Source organism: Zoogloea oryzae, assembly GCF_030161255.1.
Classification (GTDB): domain Bacteria; phylum Pseudomonadota; class Gammaproteobacteria; order Burkholderiales; family Rhodocyclaceae; genus Zoogloea; species Zoogloea oryzae.
Genome location: NZ_BSPX01000010.1, coordinates 15706 through 37717, shown reverse-complemented (window position 1 = coordinate 37717; position 22012 = coordinate 15706). Strand labels below are relative to the sequence as shown.

At 65.4% G+C, this 22012-nt stretch carries 29 protein-coding genes; 16 read left to right on the top strand and 13 right to left on the bottom strand.

Going from position 1 to position 22012, the window contains the following annotated elements; genetic code table 11:
* Position 1: 1 nt before the first annotated feature.
* Genes nifN through QQK25_RS05325 form a run of 8 tightly spaced genes read left to right on the top strand, consistent with a single transcriptional unit; the run spans position 2 to position 4064 of the window.
* On the top strand, positions 2-1399 hold the full coding sequence (nifN, locus tag QQK25_RS05360) for a nitrogenase iron-molybdenum cofactor biosynthesis protein NifN (protein WP_284187006.1): 1398 nt from the start codon (positions 2-4) through the stop codon (positions 1397-1399).
* A complete protein-coding gene (locus QQK25_RS05355) occupies positions 1362-1835 on the top strand; it encodes a NifB/NifX family molybdenum-iron cluster-binding protein (protein ID WP_153161145.1) in 474 nt (157 codons plus the stop codon). Before nifN ends, QQK25_RS05355 begins: the two co-directional genes overlap by 38 nt.
* A complete protein-coding gene (locus QQK25_RS05350) occupies positions 1832-2302 on the top strand; it encodes a SoxR reducing system RseC family protein (RefSeq protein ID WP_284187005.1) in 471 nt (156 codons plus the stop codon). Before QQK25_RS05355 ends, QQK25_RS05350 begins: the two co-directional genes overlap by 4 nt.
* Positions 2295-2759: a NifX-associated nitrogen fixation protein gene (locus QQK25_RS05345; RefSeq protein ID WP_284187004.1), complete on the top strand. Its 465-nt coding sequence runs from the start codon at positions 2295-2297 to the stop codon at positions 2757-2759. Before QQK25_RS05350 ends, QQK25_RS05345 begins: the two co-directional genes overlap by 8 nt.
* Positions 2760-2773: 14 nt before the next feature.
* Positions 2774-2986 carry a CCE_0567 family metalloprotein gene (locus QQK25_RS05340; RefSeq protein WP_153161148.1) on the top strand — a complete coding sequence of 71 codons (213 nt, stop codon included), beginning with the start codon at positions 2774-2776 and terminating at the stop codon, positions 2984-2986.
* 6 nt (positions 2987-2992) lie between these two features.
* Entirely contained in the window at positions 2993-3274 is a 282-nt protein-coding gene (gene fdxB, locus QQK25_RS05335; RefSeq protein ID WP_153161149.1) for a ferredoxin III, nif-specific, read from the top strand.
* Entirely contained in the window at positions 3274-3645 is a 372-nt protein-coding gene (locus QQK25_RS05330) for a hypothetical protein (RefSeq protein ID WP_284187003.1), read from the top strand. Before fdxB ends, QQK25_RS05330 begins: the two co-directional genes overlap by 1 nt.
* A gap of 2 nt (positions 3646-3647) precedes the next feature.
* Positions 3648-4064: a hypothetical protein gene (locus QQK25_RS05325; RefSeq protein WP_284187002.1), complete on the top strand. Its 417-nt coding sequence runs from the start codon at positions 3648-3650 to the stop codon at positions 4062-4064.
* A gap of 6 nt (positions 4065-4070) precedes the next feature.
* Here the strand turns inward: QQK25_RS05325 and QQK25_RS05320 are convergent, their stop codons facing one another.
* Positions 4071-4664 carry a glutathione S-transferase family protein gene (locus tag QQK25_RS05320; protein ID WP_284187001.1) on the bottom strand — a complete coding sequence of 198 codons (594 nt, stop codon included), beginning with the start codon at positions 4662-4664 and terminating at the stop codon, positions 4071-4073.
* 26 nt (positions 4665-4690) lie between these two features.
* Positions 4691-5248, bottom strand: coding sequence for a pyridoxamine 5'-phosphate oxidase family protein (locus tag QQK25_RS05315; RefSeq protein ID WP_284187000.1), 558 nt, complete (start codon positions 5246-5248; stop codon positions 4691-4693).
* 105 nt (positions 5249-5353) lie between these two features.
* Here QQK25_RS05315 and QQK25_RS05310 point away from each other — a divergent pair, with 105 nt between their 5' ends.
* The 4 genes from QQK25_RS05310 to nifS all read left to right on the top strand — a co-directional run bounded on the left by QQK25_RS05310 (position 5354) and on the right by nifS (position 9028).
* Complete coding sequence (locus QQK25_RS05310; protein ID WP_284186999.1) at positions 5354-6250, top strand: LysR family transcriptional regulator; 897 nt, start codon at positions 5354-5356, stop codon at positions 6248-6250.
* Between the two features lie 171 nt (positions 6251-6421).
* On the top strand, positions 6422-6745 hold the full coding sequence (locus tag QQK25_RS05305; protein WP_153161155.1) for a HesB/IscA family protein: 324 nt from the start codon (positions 6422-6424) through the stop codon (positions 6743-6745).
* A gap of 12 nt (positions 6746-6757) precedes the next feature.
* On the top strand, positions 6758-7654 hold the full coding sequence (gene nifU, locus QQK25_RS05300; protein ID WP_284186998.1) for a Fe-S cluster assembly protein NifU: 897 nt from the start codon (positions 6758-6760) through the stop codon (positions 7652-7654).
* A gap of 165 nt (positions 7655-7819) precedes the next feature.
* Positions 7820-9028, top strand: coding sequence for a cysteine desulfurase NifS (gene nifS / locus QQK25_RS05295; RefSeq protein ID WP_153161157.1), 1209 nt, complete (start codon positions 7820-7822; stop codon positions 9026-9028).
* Between the two features lie 196 nt (positions 9029-9224).
* On the opposite strand, the gene QQK25_RS05290 is transcribed toward nifS, so the two are convergent.
* From QQK25_RS05290 to clpS, 7 genes are all read right to left on the bottom strand, one after another.
* A complete protein-coding gene (locus tag QQK25_RS05290; protein ID WP_438696425.1) occupies positions 9225-10094 on the bottom strand; it encodes a sulfurtransferase in 870 nt (289 codons plus the stop codon).
* 11 nt (positions 10095-10105) lie between these two features.
* Entirely contained in the window at positions 10106-10468 is a 363-nt protein-coding gene (locus QQK25_RS05285; protein WP_284186997.1) for a SpoIIAA family protein, read from the bottom strand.
* A gap of 60 nt (positions 10469-10528) precedes the next feature.
* Positions 10529-11392 carry a DMT family transporter gene (locus tag QQK25_RS05280; RefSeq protein WP_284186996.1) on the bottom strand — a complete coding sequence of 288 codons (864 nt, stop codon included), beginning with the start codon at positions 11390-11392 and terminating at the stop codon, positions 10529-10531.
* A 143-nt stretch (positions 11393-11535) separates the two neighbouring features.
* Positions 11536-12849, bottom strand: a complete 1314-nt coding sequence (aceA, locus tag QQK25_RS05275) for an isocitrate lyase (protein WP_153161161.1) — start codon at positions 12847-12849, stop codon at positions 11536-11538.
* 322 nt (positions 12850-13171) lie between these two features.
* Positions 13172-13651 carry a ribonuclease E activity regulator RraA gene (rraA, locus tag QQK25_RS05270; protein WP_153161162.1) on the bottom strand — a complete coding sequence of 160 codons (480 nt, stop codon included), beginning with the start codon at positions 13649-13651 and terminating at the stop codon, positions 13172-13174.
* A gap of 102 nt (positions 13652-13753) precedes the next feature.
* Entirely contained in the window at positions 13754-16036 is a 2283-nt protein-coding gene (gene clpA / locus QQK25_RS05265; RefSeq protein WP_153161163.1) for an ATP-dependent Clp protease ATP-binding subunit ClpA, read from the bottom strand.
* A gap of 1 nt (position 16037) precedes the next feature.
* Positions 16038-16346 carry an ATP-dependent Clp protease adapter ClpS gene (gene clpS, locus QQK25_RS05260; RefSeq protein ID WP_153161164.1) on the bottom strand — a complete coding sequence of 103 codons (309 nt, stop codon included), beginning with the start codon at positions 16344-16346 and terminating at the stop codon, positions 16038-16040.
* A gap of 401 nt (positions 16347-16747) precedes the next feature.
* Between clpS and QQK25_RS05255 the strand changes: the two genes are divergently transcribed.
* Positions 16748-16951: a cold-shock protein gene (locus tag QQK25_RS05255; protein WP_153161165.1), complete on the top strand. Its 204-nt coding sequence runs from the start codon at positions 16748-16750 to the stop codon at positions 16949-16951.
* 233 nt (positions 16952-17184) lie between these two features.
* Here the strand turns inward: QQK25_RS05255 and rpmG are convergent, their stop codons facing one another.
* The 3 genes from rpmG to radC form a co-directional block, all read right to left on the bottom strand.
* A complete protein-coding gene (rpmG, locus tag QQK25_RS05250) occupies positions 17185-17352 on the bottom strand; it encodes a 50S ribosomal protein L33 (RefSeq protein ID WP_153161166.1) in 168 nt (55 codons plus the stop codon).
* A 28-nt stretch (positions 17353-17380) separates the two neighbouring features.
* Positions 17381-17617 (bottom strand): 50S ribosomal protein L28, encoded by a 237-nt coding sequence (gene rpmB, locus QQK25_RS05245; RefSeq protein ID WP_153161167.1) that lies wholly within the window; start codon positions 17615-17617, stop codon positions 17381-17383.
* A 116-nt stretch (positions 17618-17733) separates the two neighbouring features.
* Positions 17734-18411, bottom strand: a complete 678-nt coding sequence (gene radC / locus QQK25_RS05240; protein ID WP_284186995.1) for a RadC family protein — start codon at positions 18409-18411, stop codon at positions 17734-17736.
* Between the two features lie 47 nt (positions 18412-18458).
* Here radC and coaBC point away from each other — a divergent pair, with 47 nt between their 5' ends.
* Genes coaBC through QQK25_RS05225 form a run of 3 tightly spaced genes read left to right on the top strand, consistent with a single transcriptional unit; the run spans position 18459 to position 20548 of the window.
* The gene (coaBC, locus tag QQK25_RS05235) at positions 18459-19649 is read left to right on the top strand and encodes a bifunctional phosphopantothenoylcysteine decarboxylase/phosphopantothenate--cysteine ligase CoaBC (RefSeq protein WP_284186994.1); all 1191 of its coding nucleotides are present in this window, start codon (positions 18459-18461) and stop codon (positions 19647-19649) included.
* Between the two features lie 21 nt (positions 19650-19670).
* Complete coding sequence (gene dut / locus QQK25_RS05230; protein ID WP_284186993.1) at positions 19671-20120, top strand: dUTP diphosphatase; 450 nt, start codon at positions 19671-19673, stop codon at positions 20118-20120.
* Positions 20120-20548 carry an NUDIX hydrolase gene (locus QQK25_RS05225; RefSeq protein WP_284186992.1) on the top strand — a complete coding sequence of 143 codons (429 nt, stop codon included), beginning with the start codon at positions 20120-20122 and terminating at the stop codon, positions 20546-20548. The genes dut and QQK25_RS05225 overlap by 1 nt, the downstream gene beginning before the upstream one ends.
* A gap of 92 nt (positions 20549-20640) precedes the next feature.
* Here the strand turns inward: QQK25_RS05225 and icd are convergent, their stop codons facing one another.
* On the bottom strand, positions 20641-21885 hold the full coding sequence (icd, locus tag QQK25_RS05220; RefSeq protein WP_284186991.1) for an NADP-dependent isocitrate dehydrogenase: 1245 nt from the start codon (positions 21883-21885) through the stop codon (positions 20641-20643).
* Positions 21886-22012 lie beyond the last annotated feature (127 nt).

Below are 22012 nucleotides of genomic sequence, written 5' to 3'. Positions count from 1 at the left end.
GATGGCTGAAATCGTCCATTCCAAGAAGGCGCTGGCGGTCAATCCGCTCAAGGTGAGCCAGCCGGTGGGGGCCTCGCTGGCCTTCCTCGGCCTGGGCCGGAGCCTGCCGCTGATGCACGGCTCGCAGGGCTGCACGGCCTTCGGCAAGGTGTTCTTCGTGCGCCACTTCCGCGAGCCGATTCCGCTGCAGACCACGGCGATGGATCAGGTGGCCTCGATCATGGGCGCCGACGACAACGTGGTCGAGGGCCTGCGGGTGCTCTCCGAGAAGAGCAAGCCGGACGTGATCGGGCTGGTGACCACGGGGCTGTCCGAAACCCAGGGCACCGACATCCGCCGCACGGTGCGGATCTTCCGCGAGAAGCACCCGGAATACGCCGGCGTGGCGGTGGTGCCGGTCAACACGCCGGACTACGTGGGCTGCCTCGAAAGCGGCTATGCGCTGGCGGTGGAATCGATGATCGACGTGCTGGTGCCTGAAGGCCGCAGCGCCGGGCGCCGGCCCAAGCAGGTGAACGTGCTCGCCTCGGGCATGCTCACCCCCGGCGACATCGAGGCGATCCGCGAGTGGATCGAAGCCTTCGGCCTGCGCGCGGTGGTGCTGCCGGACATCGGTGACTCCCTCGACGGGCACCTCACCGACGCCGAGTTCTCGTCCCTCACCATCGGCGGCACGCCCCGGGCCGAGATCGAGATCATGGGCGAATCGGCGGCCACGCTGGTGGTCGGCCCGTCGCTCTTCAAGGCGGCGGATCTGCTCCACGCCCGCACCGGCGTGCCCGACTACCGCTTTGCCGGCCTGATGGGGCTGGAGGACTGCGACGCCTTCACCCAGGCCCTGGCCGACATCTCCGGCCAGCCGGTGCCGGCGCGCATCGACCGCTGGCGCGCCCAGCTGCAGGACGCGATGGTCGATTGCCACTTCATGCTCGGCTTTGCCCGCGTGGCCCTGGCGGCCGACCCGGACCTGCTGGGCATGCAGGCCACCTTCCTCACCGGCATGGGCGCCGAGATCGTCGCCGCGGTGAGCCCGGCCAAGCACGAGAGCCTGGCGCTGCTGCCGGTGCCCAAGATCGTCATCGGCGATCTGGAAGACCTGGAGAAGGACGCCCGCGCCGGCGGCGCCCAGGTGATCGTCGCCAACTCCCACGCCGCGGGCACTGCCGAGCGGCTGGGCCTGCCCCTGATGCGGGCCGGCTTTCCCCAATACGACCAGGTGGGCGGCTACGCGCGCACCTGGGTGGGCTACCGCGGCACGCGGCAGGCCTTGTTCGATTTCGCCAACCTGATGCTGAGGCAACACCATGAACTCGAACCCTATCAATCAATCTACCGGGCCGAGCCCCGCCTCGGCGACAACCATGGCGCCCCGTCGTCTGCAACTGGTCTGGTCCATTAAAGAGGAGCCCGCCGCCGTGCTCAGGGTCGCCTTCGCCTCCACCGACCGCAGTCGGGTCAATCAGCACTTCGGCGCCGCCGAAGGTTTTGCCATCTACGAAGTGGTGCCCGACAAGGCCACCCTCGTGGGCGTCGCCGACTTTCCCGAAGAGGCGATGGACGGCAACGAGAACAAGCTCGCCGCCAAGGTGGAGTTTCTCGCCGGCTGCCACGCGGTGTACGTGATGGCCATCGGCGCCTCGGCGATCAAGCAGCTCATGGCCAAGGGCATCCAGCCGATCCGCACCGACGAGGTGGACGCCATCCCCGAGCTGCTGGCCGAGATCAGCCGGGCGATGAAGGAGGGCGGCGTGCAGTGGATCGACCGCGCCATCGCCGCCCAGACCAAATCCGACGACCGCTTCTCGGAGATGGAAGACGAGGGTTGGCAGGGATGAGCGCGCCCTTCATCGAACACCGCGGCGTGGTCCGCCGCATCGAGGGCGGCAAGGCCATCGTCGCCATGGAGACCGGCGGCTGCTCGGCCTGCGGTCACGTGAGCGCCTGTGGCGTGGGCAAGATGGCCGGCGACCGCCCGGCCACGCTGCTCACGGTGCCCCTCGAAGCGGGCGTGGCGGTGGGGGATGTGGTCACCGTCGGCCTGCCGGCGGCGGGCCTGTCGGCCAGCGCCGTGCTCGGCTACCTCTTTCCGGCCATCGCCATGCTGCTGGGGGCGGCGCTCGCTGCCGCCTTCGACGGCCGCGATGGCGTTACTGCACTGGGGGCGATGGGGGGCTTTCTCGCCGCCCTGATCCTCGCCCGATTTGCGGTCGCACTGGCGCCCCGCCTGATGCCCGCTCCCCGGCTCGTGCCGATCCGCACGCCTTCCTCACCCATTTCCATCCAGGAGTTTCATCATGACTGACCCCGTCGTCGAACGCGATCCCATCCTCGATACCGATTTCATCAAGGAGATGGCCCGCCAGATGCGCGCCCTCGACACCTACGGCACCTACCAGGGCTGGACGGTGGAGAAGATCCTCGACCCCTACATCCTCACCAAGGAGCGCAAGGCGGAGATTCCGCTGATCGGCGACCCGGACGACGTGACCATCGCCCGCGTCAAGGCCTTCTACAACGCCATCGCCGTGCTCATCGAGAAGGAATGCAAGCAGCTCGCCGTGCCGCTGGTGCACCTCACCCACGAAGGCTTCGGCCGCGCGCTGATCACCGTCGGCAAGCTGGTCGCCGTGGATCGCACCCTGCGCGACGTGCATCGCTTCGGCTTTGCCAGCCTCTCGAAGATGAAGGACGAGGCCGACAAGATCCTCTCCGTGGCCCTTGAGCGCATCGGCGAATACCCCGCCGTCGCCGGGATGTGAGCAGGGAGGCCGTCATGAGCACTGCCGAAGAGATCGCGGCCCTCGACAAGGAAGTGAAGAAGCTCAAGCGCATCGCTTCCGAATGGGCCTCCCAGCTGCACGACCTCGTGGAAGACCGCCTGCCGGCGGGCTACCACGAGATCCCGGGCATTTCCCAATCCACGTACGACGCCTGCCAGGCATGGGCGGAGGCCAACGCCCGCCTGTCTGCGGCACAGAAAGGTTGAACCATCATGGCGCAGATCACTGGCCTGACCCGCGGGGGCGTGGAATGGACGCCCGAATTCGTCACCAACCTGGATCAGGCCAAGTGCATCGGCTGTGGCCGTTGCTACAAGGTCTGTCCGCGCAACGTGCTCGATCTGGTCGAGCGCGAGCTGGAGGATGACGACGACTCCGACGACGACAACATGATGGTGATGTCCATCGCCAACGGCGCCGACTGCATTGGCTGCGGCTCCTGCGGCCGGGTGTGCCCGAAGGACTGCTACACCTACTCGCCGGCGAGCGTGTGATGTCCGGGCCCGTGCCTGCCGCTGCGGTTGCGCCGCAGCCCGACGCCGCCACCGGGGCCGCCGTGTGCGCGGCCCTGCGGCGGGAGGTGGAGCGCCTTGGGCTGTCCATCGGCAACGAGCCGGACTGGTCGCTGCTCTCCTTCGAGGAGAAGACCGACCCCTTCTCCCAGGAGGTGAGCCTGATCGGCACCTGGCGCGGCTCGGCCCGCTACGGCACCGTCACGCTGTTCCCCGATGGGCGCGTGTTTGCCGAATACCAGGTGCTGCTGCCCCATCCCGACAAGCCCGAGCGCTACGTGGAATCCGTGCAGGTGTGGGGCAAGCCCGACACGCTGCGCGGCGAGGCCGTGATCGCCGCCTACATGACCTGACGATGGACACGCAGCCGCGGCTGATCCTGCTGCACAAACACAAGACCAGCGGGCGGGTGCGCTTTTTGTGCCTGCCCTATGGCGTCGTCGCCTTCAAGGCCCTGCCGGCGCTGGCCGCGCTGCGGGACGAGGACTGGTCGCCGAAGATCCAGATCCACCCGGCCGCCATCGTGCGCGAGGCCGAGGTGCGGCTCGGCCTGCCCGAGGATGCCATCGACCCGGAAGGCGATTTCCAGGCCTGGGTGGATACCCCGGGCGGCGACGTGCCGGTGCTGCTGGGTGCCTTTGCCGGCATCGACCCGCCCTTCGGGGCGGCGGAGCGGGTCGGAGCCCGCTTCATCGCCATCACCGAATCCCGCGCCCTGACCGACGTGGAGCGCCAGCTCCTGCGCCGGGCCTACGAGCACGTGCTGGGCTGATCCGCGTCAAACCCCGGGCATCGGCACAAAGCCGGGCAGCGCCTTGACCCGCGCGATCCACGCGCGGATGTGGGGGAAGTCGTCCAGCGCCACGCCGCCTTCCGGGGCCAGCGCCACGTAGGGGAGCACCGCGCAGTCGGCAATGGTCGGCCGGTCCAGTGCCAGCCAGTCGCGATCGGCCAGCCTGGCGTCGATGAGCGGCAGGATGCGCGCCGCCCGGCGCAGGGTGTCGGCCTTGTCGAGGTCGTAGCCGAACTTGTCCACCAGCCGCGCCGCGCCGGGGCCGTTCTGCACCTCGTTGGCGGCGGTGGACAGCCACTGCACCACCTCGGCCATCGCCGCCGGATCGCCGGGCAGCCAGGCCTCATCGGCGTAGCGGCGGGCGAGATAGACGAGGATCGCCTGGGAATCCCGCAGCACCACCTCGCCATCCACCAGAATGGGGATCTCACCCCACGGGTTGAGCTCGATCAGGGGCGGGCGCTTGTGCTCGCCGGCCAGAAAATCCACCGGCACGATCTCAAGCGGAATGCCGGCCAGGGCGGCAAACAGGCGGACTTTGTAGCAGTTGCCGGAAAGGGTGAGGTCGTACAGTTTCATGGGTGTCTCCTTCTCTCGTCGGGGTGTCAGGGCTTGGGAAGTGAATCGCGTTCGGCCAGTTCGGCGGCCGAATAGCGCGGGGTGATGTGCTGGGAGCAGTTCCAGTCGAAGGCCGCGATGTGCAGCACCATCACCCGCTCGGTGGGCGGTGCGCCGGGCAGGCTGATGGCAGCGACCAGCTCCGGGTCGGCCACGTCGGCGGGCAGCACCTGCACCTCGGCCAGCAGCTTGAGGCGCCGCCGGTTGGGGTAGTCCATCAGGAGCAGAGCCGCCTTGGGCTGGCCTGCCAGGTTGCCGACGCTCACGAACTGACGGTTGCCGCCATAGTCGGCAAAGGCCAGCGTGCGCGCGCCGATCACCCGCAGAAAGCCCCGCGGCCCACCCCGGTGTTGCACGTGGGGCCAGCCGGTCTCGCTCACGGTGGCGAGGTAGGCGCTGTCGCGGGCGGCGATGAAAGTGCGCTCCCGGTCGCCCAGCGTCGCCTCGGGCTTGCCCGCTGGCGTGGGCAGCGGGGCGCCCAGGTAGCGCTGCTGCGCGTCGCGCACGCCAGGCGTGCAGGTGATGTCGGCAAAGTGACGGGACATGACAGGTTCTCCGGACCGTTTTGGCTATCGTGATCCTTTCGATACGGGCAATAAATGGGCGTTTGAGAATTTCATTGGTGCGGCAATCGGTTTAATCTTGGCCGCATGGACAAGTTCAAGGCGATGAACACCTTTGTCGGCATCGTCGAGGCCGGCACCCTGACGGCCGCCGCCGAGCGGCTCGGGGTGTCGCTGGCGGCGGTGGTGCGCAGCCTCGCGGCGCTGGAGGAATCCCTCGGCCTGCGCCTGCTCAACCGCAGCACGCGGCGCATCGCGCTCACCGAAGAGGGCCGCGACTACCTGGAGCGCAGCCGGCGCCTGCTCGCCGATCTGGCCGACATGGAGAACGCCGTCACCGCCCGGCGCACGCGGCCGTCGGGGCGGCTGGTGATCACCGCGCCGGTGATGTTCGGCCGGCTGCACGTGGCGCCGGTGGTCACCGATTTCCTCGCCGAGCATCCCGAGATGCGCGTCGAGCTGACGCTGGCCGACCGGATGCTCGATCTGCTCGACGAGAGCATCGACCTGGCCCTGCGCATCGGCGCGTTGCCGGATTCGGGGCTGGTGGCGGTGCCGGTGGGCAGCACCCGGCGGGTGCTGTGCGCGAGCCCGGATTACCTCGCCCGGCGAGGCCATCCGGCCCACCCGGCCGACCTGCGCGAGCACATGCTGATCCGCCACACCGGGCTGGGCGACGGGCACGAATGGCACTTCGAGCGGGGCGGCGAGCGCGTGCGGGTGCCGTTCGAGGGCAGCTTCGCCACCAATCAGGTGGATGTGGCGCTGGACGCCTGCCGCAAAGGCGTGGGCTGCGGGCGCTTCCTGGCCTATCAGGTGCGCGCGGCCGAGGCGGCCGGCGAACTCGAGCGCCTGCTCGACGAATGGGCGCCGCCGGCAGTGCCGGTGAGCCTGCTCTACCCCCACGGGCGGCTGCTGCCGTCGCGGGTGCGGGCCTTTGTGGACTGGGCCGCGCCGCGCCTGCGCGAACGCCTGGCCGGCTGATCGAGCGCGTCGCGGCGGCGGCGCGAATCCCCCATTGTCGTAAACGCGACACGCCTCCGACAGTCGTCCGAAGGCTGACATCCCTATCAAAAACAATGGTTTGCCGGTTTGGCTCGGCGTGGCACGCCCCTTGCAGAGTGGAGGCATAGCCCCCCAAATCGGAGAACCGAAATGATCAATCTCACCCCCGCTGCCGTCAAAGCCGTCCAACGTTTCATCCGCGGCTCCGAAACCCCCGTTGCCGGTCTGCGCCTGGTTGTTTCGGGCGGTGGCTGCTCCGGCCTTCAGTACGGCATGAAGCTCGAAGCCGAAAAGGCCGAGGACGACTGGGAACTGGAAATCGACGGCGTGAAGCTGCTGGTGGACCCGATGACCATGCCGATGATCGACAACGTCACCGTGGATTTCGTGGACACCCTGACCCACACCGGCTTCAAGTTCGACAACCCCAACGCCAGCGCCAAGTGCGCCTGCGGTTCTTCGTTCTCGGTTTAAGGAGCCGCCGCCATGTGGGAATACTCAGACAAGGTCCGCGAGCACTTCTTCAACCCGCGCAACTCCGGCCCGCTGGAAGAGGCCAACGGCATCGGCGACGTGGGCTCCATCCAGTGCGGTGATGCGCTGCGCCTGATGCTCAAGGTCGAACCCGAGACCGAGATCATCCAGGACGCGCACTTCCAGACCTTCGGCTGCGGCTCGGCCATCGCCTCGTCGTCGGCGCTCACCGAGATGATCAAGGGCATGACCCTGGATGAAGCCCTCAAGGTTTCCAACCAGGACATCGCCGACTTCCTCGACGGCCTGCCGCCCGAGAAGATGCACTGCTCGGTGATGGGCCGCGAAGCCCTGCAGGCCGCCATCGCCAACTACCGCGGCGAAGAGTGGAGCGACGACCACGAGGAAGGCGCGCTGATCTGCAAGTGCTTTGCCGTGGACGCGGTGATGATCGAGGACGTGGTGAAGGCCAACAACCTCAACACCGTCGAGGAAGTCACCTTCTACACCAAGGCCGGCGGTGGCTGCGCCGCCTGCCACGAAGGCATCGAGGAGATCCTCGCCAAGGTGATGGCCGAGCGTGCCGGCCCCGGCGAAGTGTCGCCCCCGCCCGCCTGCCCGGCCACCCCGGAAGCGCCGAAGCCACCTTCCACCAAGCTCACCCTGGTGCAGAAGATCAAGAAGATCGAGGAAGTCCTCGACTCCGTCCGCCCGATGCTCCAGCGCGACCACGGCGACGTGGAGCTGGCCGACGTGCAGGGCAAGAAGATCTACGTGCATCTGAAGGGCGCCTGCTCCGGCTGCATGATGGAAGCGGCCACCCTCGGCGGCATCCAGCAGAAGATGATCGAGGCGCTGGGCGAGCTGGTACAGGTGCTCCCGTCCTCCCACATGCCAGCCGAAGCCTGAAGGGGCGCATAACGCTACTGCGCAACCCGATCTCGCGATTCCGGTGCTCGACGTACCTCACGTACGTCTCCGCTCCTCATCGCGACCTCGGGCTGCTCGCGACGCGTTCTGCACCCCTTCAACCAGCGAATTGAAGTCCAACAGAGAATCAGAGAGGCCCGTGCCATGAAACCCGTCTATCTCGACAACAACGCCACGACGCGGGTCGATCCTGCGGTGGTGGAGGCCATGCTCCCGTTCTTCACCGAGCATTTCGGCAACGCCTCGTCCATCCACGCCTTCGGCAGCGAAGTGGGCAAGGCCCTCAAGAAGGCGCGCAGCCAGGTGCAGGCGCTGCTGGGCGCCGAGCACGACTCGGAGATCATCTTCACCTCGTGTGGCACCGAATCCGATTCCACCGCCATCCTCTCGGCCCTCAAGGCCCAGCCGGAGCGCAACACGGTCATCACCACCGTTGTCGAACACCCGGCCATCCTGACCCTGTGCGAATGGCTCGAGAAAGAGGGCTACATCGTCCACAAGCTCAAGGTGGATAAGAAGGGCCGCCTCGACATCGACGAATACAAGTCGCTGCTGAATGACCGCGTGGCCGTGGTGTCGGTGATGTGGGCCAACAACGAGACGGGCACCATCTTCCCGGTGGAAGAGATGGCCGAGCTGGCGGCGGCCAAGGGCATCATGTTCCACACCGACGCCGTGCAGGCCGTGGGCAAGATCCCCATCGACCTGAAGAACACCAAGATCGACATGCTGTCGCTCTCCGGCCACAAGCTGCACGCGCCCAAGGGCATCGGCGTACTCTACCTGCGCCGTGGCTGCCGCTTCCGTCCGCTCTTGCGCGGCGGCCACCAGGAGCGCGGCCGTCGCGCCGGCACCGAGAACTCGGCGTCCATCGTCGGCCTCGGCATGGCCTGCGAGCTGGCGATGAAGCATATGGAAACCGAGAACACCACCGTGCGCGCCCTGCGGGACAAGCTGGAAAAAGGCATCCTCAGCCAGATCACCCACTGCTTCCCCACCGGCGACGTGGCCAACCGGCTGCCCAACACCAGCAACATCGCGTTCGAGTACATCGAGGGCGAGGCCATCCTGCTGCTGCTGAACAAGCTGGGCATCGCCGCCAGCTCGGGTTCGGCCTGCACCTCGGGCTCGCTCGAACCTTCCCACGTGATGCGGGCGATGGGCATCCCCTACACCGCTGCCCACGGCACCATCCGCTTCTCCCTGTCGGTGTACAACACCGAAGAAGAAGTGGACCGCGTCATCGCCGCCGTCCCGCCGATCATCGAACAACTGCGCAAGCTCTCGCCCTACTGGGGCGACAAGGGGCCGTCCGCCAACCCGGAAGCCAGCTTCGCCCCGACCTACGCGTAGGCCGGCATCGAACGTAACTCCTCAAGCAGTAACCAAGGCTTGGCCCCGGAAGCAATTCCGGGGCTCTTTTTTTGGGGGGGGGCGCGACGGGCGGACGGCCAATCGCAGGGGGAAGGGCAGGGGAAGGGTGGGGAAAGGGGTGTCGGAACGCGCAGTCGATACGCGTCTGCGAGATGGCGCGCCGACCGCGGTCAGCTTATCGCTGGATGGGCGTCTCGGGGCCGGTGGCTACCGGCCGGGCCGGATCTGCGCACCACTCGCTCCATGAGCCCGCGTAGAGCCGCGCGCCGGAGAGGCCCGCGGTCTCCATCGCCAGCAGGTTGTGACAGGCCGTGACGCCGGAACCGCACTGCAGCACCACGTTGTGCGCGTCGCCGCCGTTGATGAGCTTGCCGAACTCTTCCTGGAGCTGGGCGCCCGACTTGAAGCAGCCGCTGGCGTCCAGGTTGTCCTTGAAAAAACGGTTGATCGCACCGGGAATGTGGCCGCCCACGGGGTCGAGGGTTTCGTTCTCGCCGCGGAAGCGGTCGGGCGCCCGGGCGTCGATCAGCAGCATGGCCGGATCGTGCAGGTGGCTCAGCACGAAGTCGGCATCAACCCGCAGCTGCTTCTGTACCCTCGGCGTGAAGGCCGCGGAGGTGGCCTGCGGGACGTCGGTGACGACCGGGTGGCCGGCAGACGTCCAGGCCTGGATGCCGCCGTTGAGCACCGCAACGCGATCATGTCCCAGCCAGCGCAGCAGCCACCACAGCCGGGACGCGAACATGCCGCCGGCGTCGTCGTAGGCGACGACCTGGGTGTTCGGGCCGACGCCGAGGCTGCCGAGCTTGTCGGCCAGGAGCTGCGGATCGGGCAGCGGATGGCGGCCGTTGAGGCCGGAGCAGGGGCCGGAGAGGTCTTCTTCGAGATCGAGGAAGAACGCGCCGGGCAGGTGCCCCACCGCGTAGGCATCCCGGCCGGCGGCCGGATTGGCGAGGTTGAAGCGGCAGTCGAAGAAGCGCCACGCGGGCGTGGCCAGGGTGGCGGCTTCCTGGACGCTGACGAGCTGGGTGAAGGGCTGCGGCACGACCGGCGTCCTCAGGCGACCGGCGATTCGATGCCGCTGAGCCAGGCTTCGGCGTCATCGGCGTCTTCGAAGACGCGCACGTCGGCATCCACGAAGATCTTCGACAGCCAGGCGCTCCAGGCGACCCACTGGTCGTCGGTGAGGATGGCGATGCGCGCGAAATCGTGGGCGTGGGCCCGGGCGAAGCGGATTTCCTCGAGGGCCATGTCGATGGTGAAGCCGCTCATTTCCCGCAGGTCGAAGAACAGGCTGACCGGCCCTTCAAACTTGACCTTGTAATTGACGACCTCTTCGAATTCCTTGTAGTCGGCGAGGGTGAATTCGCCGAAGACGGTGAGATTGACCCGGCTTTCCTTCTGGTCGGTGGTGATCATTTCCTGGGTCCTCTTGGGGGTGAAGGGATGCCAGCAGTGTAGCCCCGCGCGCCCCGCGCTTCAATCGGACTCAAGCGCTGGCGCGGGTCGGCGCGAGACGGCGGAGATCAGCACGCCGCTGGCGATGATGGTGGCGATGCCCAGCAGCGAGGCCCAGGGCAGGCGCTCGTCCCACAGGGCGACGCCGAACAGGCTCGAGAAGATCACCGTGCTGTAAGACAGGTTGGCCGACACGACCGTCTTGCCGTAGCGGTAGGCGCGGGTCATGGCGAGCTGGGCGAAGCCGCCGAAGCCGCCCACGCCCAGGACGATCGCCAGCGTGTGGGCGGCCATCGGATGCAGGCCGCCGGACAGCATCGCCCAGCCCAGACCGAACAGGCTGGTGACGAAGGAGAACCACAGCACGGTGCGGGCTTCTGGCTCGCCGACGCGGCCGAGCTCGCGCACGTTGATGTAGGCGATGCTCGCCAGCATGCCACCCGCCATGCCGACCAGCGCGCCGAACCATTGGTCTGGCTGCAGGGTGGGCTTGAGGAGCATCACCACGCCGGCAAAGCCCAGGGCGATGGCGGCGAGGGCGCCGCGTCCGGGGCGCTCGCCGAACCACAGAATCAGCAGCAGGGCGACGAAGAGCGGTGAGGTGTAGCTGAGGGTGACGGCGGTCGCCAGCGGCAGTACGCCGAGGGCAAAGAAGTAGCACATCAGCGAGATGGTGCCGGAGAACCCGCGGGACAGCTGCATGCGCCAGTGGGGCGTGCGCCACGGGATGCCCTGCCAGCGGATTAGTGCCAGCATCATCACGAAGCCGACAGCGCCCCGGTAGAACACCAGTTCGCCGGTGGATAGATGCGACGAGCCGAGCTTGACGCAGACGCCCATGCAGGCGAACAGCAGGCTGGCGACGATCATCCAGAGGGATTGCATGGCGTGGGCGGAGGGGCGAAAGCGCCCGATTCTACCGGAGGCCCGCACCGGTCCCGGAAAACCAAGTGAAAAACCCCCGGGGGCTTGCGCCCGCGGGGGTCGATCGACCAAGCGTGCCGGTGAGGGTTACCGGCGATCGAAGCTTAGTGGAACTGCTCTTCTTCGGTGGAGCCGGTGAGGGCCTTGACGGAGGAGGAGCCGCCCTGGATGACGGTGGTCACGTCGTCGAAGTAGCCGGTGCCGACTTCTTGCTGGTGCGAGACGAAGGTGTAGCCTTGTTCGCGAGCGGCGAATTCCGGCTCTTGGACCATTTCAACGTAGTGCTTCATGCCTTCGCCGCCGGCGTAGGCCTTGGCGAACTTGAAGGTGTTGTACCAGTTGACGTGGATGCCAGCCAGGGTGATGAACTGGTACTTGTAGCCCAGCGCCGACAGTTCTTCCTGGAAGGAAGCGATCTGCGAGTCGTTGAGGTTCTTCTTCCAGTTGAAGGACGGCGAGCAGTTGTAGGACAGCAGCTTGCCCGGGCAGGCGGCCAGCACGGCTTGGGCGAATTCACGGGCGAAGCCGATATCGGGCACGCCGGTTTCGCACCAGACGAGGTCAGCGTACGGAGCGTAAGCGACGCCGCGGGAGATGGACTGCTCCAGACCGTTCTTGACGCGGAAGAAGCCTTCCTGGGTGCGCTCGCCGGTGAGGAACGGCTTGTCGTTCTCGTCGTAGTCGGAGGTGATCAGGTTGGCTGCTTCGGCATCGGTACGGGCCAGGATCAGGGTCGGAACGCCCATGACGTCGGCAGCGAAACGAGCGGAGATCAGCTTTTCACAGGCTTCACGGGTCGGGACGAGCACCTTGCCGCCCATGTGGCCACACTTCTTGGCGGCAGCCAGCTGGTCTTCGAAGTGAACGCCAGCGGCACCGGCGGCGATCATGTTCTTCATCAGTTCGAAGGCGTTCAGCACGCCACCGAAACCGGCTTCAGCGTCGGCAACGATCGGCAGGAAGTAGTCGATGAAGCCTTCGTCGCCCGGGTTGATGCCACGGGACCACTGGATCTCGTCGGCACGCTTGAAGGTGTTGTTGATGCGGCGAACCATGGTCGGCACGGAGTCGTAGGCGTACAGCGACTGGTCCGGGTACATGGTTTCGGAGGTGTTGCCGTCGGCGGCAACCTGCCAGCCGGACAGATACACGGCTTCCAGGCCAGCCTTGGCCTGTTGCATGGCTTGACCAGCGGTGATCGCGCCGAAGGCATTCACGTAGCCCTTCTTGGCGCCGCCGTTGACCTTGTCCCACAGAACCTTGGCGCCGCGCTGGGCCAGGGTGTATTCGGGCTGCAGGGAGCCACGCAGACGGACGACGTCAGCAGCGGTGTAGCCGCGCTTGACGCCCTTCCAGCGGGGGTTTTCAGCCCAGTCTTTTTCGAGGGCGGCGATTTGCTGTTCGCGGGTCAGAGACATACGACATCCTTTACAAACATAGGGTGAAGGGAGGGAAAGCCGAGGCGCACGCTCAACCTGCTTGGGGTGGGGGCGTTGCGTAACTCTTGCTCTGCTTGAGCGGGGCCGGTCTGGCTGAAACAGCGCTTCCGGAACCTCGATCAACAGGAGACAGTATAGGCAGGATTTTGCATGGCAGCAACAAGTCTTATATAAGACATAAGAAATAAATTTACGTTGCTAATCAATGCGTTGGTGCCAATTTTTTATATCGTGAAACGACGTCGGCGCCAGTGAAATGAAAATTCGCTGCGCCGCGTCGTTTTTTATTGTGCGGGCAGGTTTACAGCAGTGCTGTCGCCGAGACGATCACGCCATCTTCGTCCGCGTAGATGTACTCGCCCGGCGTGAAGGTGACCCCGCCAAAGGTGACCGGGATGTCCACATCGCCGGCGCCTTTCTTGACGCTCTTCATGGGGTGGGTGCCGAGGGCGAAGACACCGATGTCCATGCCGGCGATCGGGCCGGAATCGCGAATGCATCCATAGACGACGATGCCGGCCCAGTTGTTCTTGACGCCCAGGAGCGCAAGCTGGTCGCCGACCATCGCGCAGCGCATCGAGCCGCCGCCGTCGACCACCAGCACCGCGCCGTTGCCGGCGGTTTCGAGGGTGCTGCGGACCAGCGAGTTATCCTCGAAGACCTTGAGGGTGCGGATCGGGCCGGCAAAGCGGGTCTTGCCGCCAAAGCTGCGGAACATCGGCGCGACGGCGCGCACCTTGCCTTCGTTGGCATCGCAAAGATCGGTGGTCTGGAAATCCATGGCAACTCCGTGAGAATCAGGATGGGAAGGGAGATCGCGGCCCACAAAAGCACACGGGCGGCATGGGCCGCCCGTGGGTTGTGTGCGACGCGCGCGGCGAGACTATACCGTAGCTTCCGCCATTTCCTCGAACAGCAGGAGCGCCTTGCCGTTGTCGTCGATGTCGATGGTGACGCTGCCGCCGCCCGCCAGCCGGCCGAACAGGAGCTCGTCGGCCAGCGCCGAGCGGATCGTGTCCTGGATCAGCCGCGCCATGGGGCGGGCGCCCATCAGCGGATCGAAACCCTTCTGGCCGAGCCAGGTCTTGAGCTTGTCGGTGAAGTGGGCTTCGACCTTCTTCTCGTGGAGCTGGGCTTCGAGCTGCATCAGGAACTTGTCCACCACCCGGACGATGATCTCGGAGTCGAGGGACTTGAACGAGATCGTGCCGTCGAGACGGTTGCGGAACTCCGGCGAGAACAGGCGCTTGATCTCCGCCATCTCATCGCCCATCTCGCGTTTGGCCGAGAAGCCGATCACCGATTTCTGCATGCTTTCGGCGCCCGCGTTGGTGGTCATGATGAGGATGGTGTTGCGGAAGTCGGCCTGGCGACCGTTGTTGTCGGTCAGCGTGCCGTGGTCCATCACCTGCAGCAGGATGTTGTAGATGTCCGGATGGGCCTTCTCGATCTCGTCGAGGAGCAGCACGCAGTGGGGCTTCTTGTTGACCTGCTCGGTGAGCAGGCCGCCCTGGTCAAAACCGACGTAGCCCGGAGGGGCGCCGATCAGTCGCGACACCGCATGGCGCTCCATGTACTCGGACATGTCGAAGCGAACGAGCTCGATGCCCAGCGTGTAGGCCAGCTGGCGGGCGACTTCTGTCTTGCCGACACCAGTGGGGCCGCTGAACAGGAAGGCACCGATCGGCTTCTGCGGATTGCCGAGGCCCGAACGGGACATCTTGATGGCCTTGGCCAGCGCGTCGATGGCGGCGTCCTGGCCGAAGACCACGTTCTTCAGATCGCGGTCCAGCGTCTTGAGGGCGGCGCGGTCGTCGTTGGAGACGTTGCGCGGCGGGATGCGGGCGATCTTGGCGACGATTTCCTCGATCTCGGTCTTGCCGATGAGCTTCTTCTGGCGCGACTTGGGCAGGATGCGCTGGGCGGCGCCGGCTTCGTCGATCACGTCGATGGCCTTGTCGGGCAGGTGACGGTCGTTGATGTAGCGGGCCGACAGCTCGGCGGCGCTGGACAGGGCCGACGACGAATACTTGATGCCGTGGTGCTGCTCGAAGCGCGACTTGAGGCCCTTGAGGATCTCGACGGTTTCGTCCACCGACGGCTCGACCACATCAACCTTCTGGAAGCGCCGCGACAGGGCGTGATCCTTCTCGAAGATCTGGCGGAACTCGGTGTAGGTGGTGGCGCCGATGCACTTGAGCTGGCCGGACGACAGGGCAGGCTTGAGCAGGTTGGAGGCGTCCAGCGTGCCACCCGACGCGGCGCCAGCGCCGATCAGGGTGTGGATCTCGTCGATGAAGAGGATCGCGTTGTTGTGCTCGACCAGCTGCTTGAGCACGGCCTTCAGGCGCTGTTCGAAGTCGCCGCGATACTTGGTGCCGGCGAGCAGGGCGCCCATGTCGAGGGCGTAGACCTGGGCGTCGGTCAGGATGTCGGGCACGCGGCCTTCGACGATGCGGCGGGCCAGACCTTCGGCGATGGCGGTCTTGCCCACGCCGGCTTCGCCCACTAGCAGCGGGTTGTTCTTGCGGCGACGGCAGAGGGTCTGGATGACGCGCTCGACTTCCTTGTCGCGGCCGATGAGCGGGTCGATCTTGCCCAGCAGGGCCTGCTGGTTGAGATTTTGGGTGTAGTTGTCGAGGGCGCCGCCGGGCGTCGTGGCTTCCGGCTCCTGCTCGCCCTGCTCGGAATCACCCGAGGCCGGACGCGGCTGTGGGCCGGCGCCCGGCTGCGGGCTCTTAGTGATGCCGTGGGAGATGAAGTTCACCACGTCGAGGCGGGAGATGTTCTGCCGCTGCAGGAAGTAGACCGCGTGGGAATCCTTTTCGCCGAAGATGGCGACCAGCACGTTGGCGCCGGTGACTTCCTTCTTGCCGGAGGACTGGACGTGGAGGATCGCCCGCTGGATGACGCGCTGGAAACCGAGCGTCGGCTGGGTGTCGATGTCTTCGGTGCCTTCGACCTTGGGCGTGTGCTCGTTGACGAAATTGGTCAGCTCTTTGCGCAGTTCGTCAGTCTTGGCCGCGCAGGCGCGCAGCACTTCGGCCGCGGAGGGGTTGTCGAGGAGCGCGAGCAGAAGATGCTCGACGGTGATGAACTCATGGCGCTTCTGCCGTGCTTCGACAAAGGCCATGTGCAGACTGACTTCCAGCTCTTGCGCGATCATTTCAGCTTTCCTCCATGACGCATGCCAGCGGATGCTGATGCCGACGTGCGTACGCGATGACCTGCTCGACCTTGGTGGCTGCGATGTCCCGTGGGAAAACACCGCATACCCCAACGCCCTCTCTGTGGACTTTGAGCATGACCCGCGTCGCTTGTTCGCGGTCCATGGCAAAGAATTTCTGAATCACGGTCACCACGAAATCCATCGGGGTGAAATCGTCGTTGAGGAGCATGACCTTGTAGAGGGGCGGCGGTTTGACCCGCGTGACCTCTGACTCAAGTACCGATTCTTCCTGCTTTTTGATGACCATGCGACTCATTCTAAACAACCTCGATGATTGTGCAAGAGAGAATTGGCACACTTTCCCGGTCCGCTTCTCGGTGGTGCATCGGGTCGTTTTTGGTGCGCTGCAAGAAAACAATAAGTGATGAAAAAATAAGACTTTTGTCTTTTTTGTCAGAAAAAACGCCAAAAAATGCGCTGTTTTTTGCTGTGTTGCAGCAAATTTAATGCCCGACAAATGCGTTGACGACGTGAATCAAGTCACGTAAAAGTTGGGGTGTGTTCGCGCCAAGGTTGAGGCGGCGTTCGTGCGGCGTGCTTTCAAAGGGATGTCTTTGAAGGCTTGGCGCCGGAGACCTCCCCGTCCTGACCGATCGCAAGCCGGAAGTCCGGATCGTGTATTACTGAAATCAAGAAGGAACTTGCAATATGGCAACTGGTACTGTTAAGTGGTTCAACGACGCCAAGGGCTTCGGCTTCATCACGCCGGACGACGGTAGCGAAGACCTGTTTGCGCACTTCTCCGCCATCACCATGGCTGGGTTCAAGTCGCTCAAGGAGGGGGAGAAGGTTCAGTTTGAGGTCACGCAAGGTCCGAAGGGCAAGCAAGCGTCGAACATTCAACGCGCCTGATCTTCGCGACTTTCGGGGCCTGGCCCTGGAGTTGTGATCCACGACCGCCGGCACATGCAAATGTGCCGGCGGTTTTGTTTTGTAGGGCCGGATCGGGATGGGTGCCAGATCTGGCACGAGGCGGGTGGCCTGGAGTGTGGTGAGTCTGCGTTTTCGACAGGCAACAAAAAACCCGCTGAGAGCGGGTTGTTTGTTTTGCGGTGCAACAAGCGGTAATCGCGTGCCGGAAGCAATTACTTGAGTTTCACTTCCTTGTACGGCACGTGCTTGCGGGCAACGGGGTCGTACTTGCTGAATTCCAGCTTGTTGGGGGTGGTGCGCTTGTTCTTGGACGTGGTGTAGAAATGCCCGGTCCCAGCGGTGGACTCGAGCTTGATCTTTTCGCGGCCGCCTTTTGCCATTTCGATCTATCTCCTGGTGTTAAAAGGATCAGACCTTTTCGCCGCGAGCGCGAAGCTCAGCGACGACTTCGTCGATGCCTTTTTTGTCAATGGTGCGCAGGGCAGCGTTGGATACGCGCAGGCGCACCCAGCGGTTCTCGGCTTCGCTCCAGAACTTGCGGTTTTGCAGGTTCGGCAGGAAGCGGCGCTTGGTTTTGTTATTCGCGTGGGAAACGTTGTTGCCCACCATCGGTGCTTTTCCGGTCACTTGGCAAACGCGAGCCATTTGTTGCTCCAAACTGGTTTGATTCGGTAAGACCGTCGATTATAGAGGACGAACTTCGCTTGAATCAAGAGCTTGCCGCGTTTTTCGTGCGGAAAGCCCGTCAAGGCCCTTGAAACCTAGAGCAGGCCGCGCTCTGCGAAGGATACCGGACTGGCATTGCCGGCGACGATGAAGTGGTCCAGAACCCGCACGTCCACAAGCGCGAGCGCCTGTTTGAGGGTGTCGGTGAGGAGCCGATCGGCCTGGCTGGGCTCGCCGACACCCGATGGATGGTTGTGGGCCAGGATGACCGCCGCGGCGTTGTGGGCGAGCACCAGTTTGACTACTTCGCGGGGATGGACTGAGGTCTGGGCGAGGGTGCCCTGGAAGAGTTCCTCGCTGCCGATGACCCGGTTCTGGCTGTCGAGCAGGATCACCAGGAAGACTTCGCGGGGCAGCCGGCCGAGCTTGAGACGCAGCCAGTCGCGCACTGCGGCGGGGGAGTCGAACACATCGCGCTGGGCCATCTCCTCGCCCAGGGCGCGGCGGGCGAGCTCGAGCACGGCCTGCAGCTGGGCATACTTGGCGAGACCCATTCCGGGGATCGCCGAGAAGGCGCCGGGCGATGCGCTGCACAGGGCGGTCAGGCTGCCGAACTCGGTGAGCAGGTCGCGGGCGAGATCCACGGCGCTCTTGCCCTTGATGCCTACGCGCAGGAACAGCGCCAGGAGTTCGGCGTCGGAGAGCGCGGCGGCGCCCCGGGCGAGCAGGCGCTCACGAGGGCGTTCGTCGGCAGGCCAGTCGGTGATTGCCATGGCGTGTACAATTCCAGCTTCCGAAAGATGTGGATTATAACATTGGCATGAGCGAGCTGAAGGGCAGGAAACTGGTGCTGGGCGTGACCGGCGGGGTGGCGGCCTACAAGGCGGCCGAACTGGTGCGCTTGCTGGGCAAGGCCGGCGCGGATGTGCATGTGGTGCTCACCGAAGGCGGGGCGCGTTTCGTCACTGCGGTCACCTTCCAGGCGCTGTCGGGCAACCCGGTGTGGACGGATCTGTGGGATCCGCGGATGGGCAACAACATGGCCCACATCGACCTCACCCGCGACGCTGACGCGATCCTCATCGCCCCAGCCACCGCAGACGTGATGGCCAAGCTGGTGCATGGCCTCGCCGACGATCTGCTCACCACGCTGTGCCTCGCCCGGGATTGCCCGCTGCTGGTGGCGCCGGCGATGAACCGCCAGATGTGGGAGCACCCGGCGACCCAGCGCAACGTGCGCCAGCTGGCCGACGACGGTGTGACGCTGTTCGGCCCTGCGGCGGGCGAGCAGGCCTGTGGTGAAGTGGGCCTGGGGCGGATGCTGGAGCCGGAGGCGCTGTGCGAAGCGGTGATCGGCTTCTTCCAGCCCAAGCAGCTGGCGGGACGGCGCATCGTGATGACCGCCGGGCCGACCTTCGAGCCCATCGATCCGGTGCGCGGCATCACCAACTCCAGCTCCGGCAAGATGGCCTATGGCCTCGCCCGCGCCTGCGCCCAGGCGGGCGCCGACGTGACGATCGTGAGCGGCCCGGTGGCGCTGCCGGTGCCGGCGGGCTGTGCGCGGGTGAGCGTGAAGAGCGCGCTCGAGATGCGCGAGGCAGTGTTTGCCGCGCTGCCCGGCGCCGACGTGTTCATCGGCGTGGCGGCGGTGGCGGATTACCGCCCGGCTACTTCCGCCGAGCACAAGATCAAGAAATCCGGCGCCGAGATGGCGATCACCCTCACGCCGAACCCAGACATTCTGGCCGATGTGGCCGGGCTGCCGAACCCGCCGTTCTGCGTGGGTTTTGCCGCCGAGAGCCAGAACCTCGACCAGTACGCCGAGGGCAAGCGCAAGGCCAAGAAGCTGCCGCTGATCGTCGGCAACCTGGTGCAGGATGGCCTGGGTGGCGACGACAACCAGGTGGTGCTGTTCGACGACGCCGGCCGCCATCCGCTGCCCCGGGCGCCCAAGCCCGACGTGGCCCGCGCCATCGTGGCCCATCTGGCGGGCCTGCTGCCCAAGTCCTGAATCCAACCGAACGAGACGACCATGCAAAGCATCGACATCCGCATCCTCGACGACCGCCTCAAGCAGCAGCCGCCGGCCTACGCCACCAGCGGCTCGGCTGGGCTGGACCTGCGCGCCTGCCTGGAGGCCCCGATCAATCTGGCGCCCGGCCACACCACGCTGGTGCCCACCGGCATCGCGATCCACCTGGCCGATCCGGGCCTGGCGGCGATGATCCTCCCGCGCTCCGGCCTGGGCCACAAGCACGGCATCGTGCTGGGCAATCTGGTCGGGCTGATTGATTCGGATTACCAGGGCCAGATCTTCGTGTCGGTCTGGAACCGCGGCCACGACCACTTCACGATCCAGCCGATGGAGCGCGTCGCCCAGCTGGTGGTGGTGCCGGTGCTGCAGGTGGCTTTCAACGTGGTTGAATCCTTCGACGAGAGCGATCGCGGCGAAGGCGGTTTCGGCAGCACGGGCAAGCACTGATGCGGCATCCCGGCATCCCCACTGGCGTGCATGTTCTGCTGGAGCGGGACGGCCGCGTGCTGCTGATGCGCAGGGCCGGTACGGGGTTTTTCGATGGCCTCTACAGCCTGCCCGGCGGGCATGTGGAGGAGGGCGAATCCCTGCGCGCAACCGCTGTGCGCGAGATGCGCGAGGAGCTGGGCATCGAGCTCGCCGAGTCGGCGCTGGCGGTGGTGGGCGTCGTGCATCGGCGCTCCGACACCAATCGCATCGACTTCTTCCTGCGGGCGTCCGTCTGGCAGGGCGAGCCCGTGATCGCCGAACCTGATCGCTGCGATGACCTGCGCTGGTGTGCGCCCGACGCGCTGCCCGAGGCGACCGTGCCCTACATCCGCGACGCCCTGGCGGCTGGGCCCGGCCCATGGTTGCAAGAGTCGGGCTGGGGCTGACGTCCGCTGTTCCGCACCTGCCAGACGAAAAAGCCCCCTCGATGCGGAGGGGGCTTTTGCTTTGTGCTGGCGCTGCCGCCGGCGGACAGGATTTACATGCGTTCGATCATCGCGTCGCCGAACTCTGAGCACGACACTTCGGTGGCGCCTTCCATCAGGCGGGCGAAGTCGTAGGTGACGATCTTGTCGCCGATGGCGGCTTCCATCGCCTTGATGACCAGGTCGGCGGCTTCCGTCCAGCCCAGGTGGCGCAGCATCATCTCGGCGGAGAGGATGATCGACCCCGGATTGACCTTGTCGAGGCCGGCGTACTTGGGTGCGGTGCCGTGGGTGGCCTCGAAGCAGGCGTACTGGTCGGAGATGTTGGCCCCCGGCGCGATGCCGATGCCGCCCACCTGCGCCGCCAGCGCGTCGGAGATGTAGTCGCCGTTGAGGTTGCAGGTGGCGATCACGTCGTACTCGGCCGGGCGCAGCAGGATCTGCTGCAGGAAGGCGTCTGCGATGGCGTCCTTGACGATGATCTCGCGGCCGGTCTTGGGGTTCTTGAACTTGCACCACGGGCCGCCATCGATCGGCTCGGCGCCGAACTCCTGCTGCGCCACCTTGTAGCCCACGTCGCGGAACAGGCCCTCGGTGAACTTCATGATGTTGCCCTTATGCACGATGGTCACCGACTTGCGGTCGTTGTCGATCGCGTACTTGATGGCCGCGCGAACCAGGCGGGTGGTGCCCTCGATGGACACCGGCTTGATGCCGATGCCGGAGGTTTCCGGGAAGCGGATCTTCTTGACGCCCATCTCCTCGGTGAGGAACTTGATGACTTTCTTCACCGCCTCGGATTCGGCCGCCCATTCGACACCAGCGTAGATGTCCTCGGTGTTCTCACGGAAGATCACCATGTTCACCAGGTCTGGCCGCTTGAGGGGCGAGGGCACGCCCTTGAAGTACTGCACCGGGCGCACGCACTGGTAAAGATCCAGTTCCTGGCGCAGGGCCACGTTGAGGGAGCGGATGCCGCCGCCGACCGGCGTGGTCATCGGGCCCTTGATGGACACGCAGTATTCCTTCAGGGCGTCGAAGGTTTCCTTCGGGAACCATTCGTCGGGGCCGTATAGCTGGGTGGATTTCTCGCCGGCGTAGACCTCCATCCAGTGAATCTTCTTCTTGCCGCCGTAGGCTTTGCTCACCGCGGCGTCGATGACCTTGATCATCACCGGGGTGATGTCGATGCCGATGCCGTCACCCTCGATGAACGGGATGATGGGATTGTCTGGGATAGCCTGGCCAGCAACGATTTTTTGACCGCCTGCCGGCACCTTGATCAGAGAAGAACTCATTCCAACTCCCTCGCAATGTTTCGGATGTGTGGGCGAATCGGCCGGGTCGTGGAGGCTGCCACGCGCGACTTCTGCTGTTGGCGAAACGTCGTCGGGGGCCATTGCCCGGCGACAGCCGATTCACTAT

Bases quoted from the DNA above. Each gene is read 5' to 3' on its own strand.
- nifN (WP_284187006.1), top strand. From the start codon at position 2: ATGGCTGAAATCGTCCATTCCAAGAAGGCGCTGGCGGTCAATCCGCTC.
- QQK25_RS05355 (WP_153161145.1), top strand. From the start codon at position 1,362: ATGGCGCCCCGTCGTCTGCAACTGGTCTGGTCCATTAAAGAGGAGCCC.
- QQK25_RS05350 (WP_284187005.1), top strand. From the start codon at position 1,832: ATGAGCGCGCCCTTCATCGAACACCGCGGCGTGGTCCGCCGCATCGAG.
- QQK25_RS05345 (WP_284187004.1), top strand. From the start codon at position 2,295: ATGACTGACCCCGTCGTCGAACGCGATCCCATCCTCGATACCGATTTC.
- QQK25_RS05340 (WP_153161148.1), top strand. From the start codon at position 2,774: ATGAGCACTGCCGAAGAGATCGCGGCCCTCGACAAGGAAGTGAAGAAG.
- fdxB (WP_153161149.1), top strand. From the start codon at position 2,993: ATGGCGCAGATCACTGGCCTGACCCGCGGGGGCGTGGAATGGACGCCC.
- QQK25_RS05330 (WP_284187003.1), top strand. From the start codon at position 3,274: ATGTCCGGGCCCGTGCCTGCCGCTGCGGTTGCGCCGCAGCCCGACGCC.
- QQK25_RS05325 (WP_284187002.1), top strand. From the start codon at position 3,648: ATGGACACGCAGCCGCGGCTGATCCTGCTGCACAAACACAAGACCAGC.
- QQK25_RS05320 (WP_284187001.1), bottom strand. From the start codon at position 4,664: ATGAAACTGTACGACCTCACCCTTTCCGGCAACTGCTACAAAGTCCGC.
- QQK25_RS05315 (WP_284187000.1), bottom strand. From the start codon at position 5,248: ATGTCCCGTCACTTTGCCGACATCACCTGCACGCCTGGCGTGCGCGAC.
- QQK25_RS05310 (WP_284186999.1), top strand. From the start codon at position 5,354: ATGGACAAGTTCAAGGCGATGAACACCTTTGTCGGCATCGTCGAGGCC.
- QQK25_RS05305 (WP_153161155.1), top strand. From the start codon at position 6,422: ATGATCAATCTCACCCCCGCTGCCGTCAAAGCCGTCCAACGTTTCATC.
- nifU (WP_284186998.1), top strand. From the start codon at position 6,758: ATGTGGGAATACTCAGACAAGGTCCGCGAGCACTTCTTCAACCCGCGC.
- nifS (WP_153161157.1), top strand. From the start codon at position 7,820: ATGAAACCCGTCTATCTCGACAACAACGCCACGACGCGGGTCGATCCT.
- QQK25_RS05285 (WP_284186997.1), bottom strand. From the start codon at position 10,468: ATGATCACCACCGACCAGAAGGAAAGCCGGGTCAATCTCACCGTCTTC.
- QQK25_RS05280 (WP_284186996.1), bottom strand. From the start codon at position 11,392: ATGCAATCCCTCTGGATGATCGTCGCCAGCCTGCTGTTCGCCTGCATG.
- aceA (WP_153161161.1), bottom strand. From the start codon at position 12,849: ATGTCTCTGACCCGCGAACAGCAAATCGCCGCCCTCGAAAAAGACTGG.
- rraA (WP_153161162.1), bottom strand. From the start codon at position 13,651: ATGGATTTCCAGACCACCGATCTTTGCGATGCCAACGAAGGCAAGGTG.
- clpA (WP_153161163.1), bottom strand. From the start codon at position 16,036: ATGATCGCGCAAGAGCTGGAAGTCAGTCTGCACATGGCCTTTGTCGAA.
- clpS (WP_153161164.1), bottom strand. From the start codon at position 16,346: ATGGTCATCAAAAAGCAGGAAGAATCGGTACTTGAGTCAGAGGTCACG.
- QQK25_RS05255 (WP_153161165.1), top strand. From the start codon at position 16,748: ATGGCAACTGGTACTGTTAAGTGGTTCAACGACGCCAAGGGCTTCGGC.
- rpmG (WP_153161166.1), bottom strand. From the start codon at position 17,352: ATGGCAAAAGGCGGCCGCGAAAAGATCAAGCTCGAGTCCACCGCTGGG.
- rpmB (WP_153161167.1), bottom strand. From the start codon at position 17,617: ATGGCTCGCGTTTGCCAAGTGACCGGAAAAGCACCGATGGTGGGCAAC.
- radC (WP_284186995.1), bottom strand. From the start codon at position 18,411: ATGGCAATCACCGACTGGCCTGCCGACGAACGCCCTCGTGAGCGCCTG.
- coaBC (WP_284186994.1), top strand. From the start codon at position 18,459: ATGAGCGAGCTGAAGGGCAGGAAACTGGTGCTGGGCGTGACCGGCGGG.
- dut (WP_284186993.1), top strand. From the start codon at position 19,671: ATGCAAAGCATCGACATCCGCATCCTCGACGACCGCCTCAAGCAGCAG.
- QQK25_RS05225 (WP_284186992.1), top strand. From the start codon at position 20,120: ATGCGGCATCCCGGCATCCCCACTGGCGTGCATGTTCTGCTGGAGCGG.
- icd (WP_284186991.1), bottom strand. From the start codon at position 21,885: ATGAGTTCTTCTCTGATCAAGGTGCCGGCAGGCGGTCAAAAAATCGTT.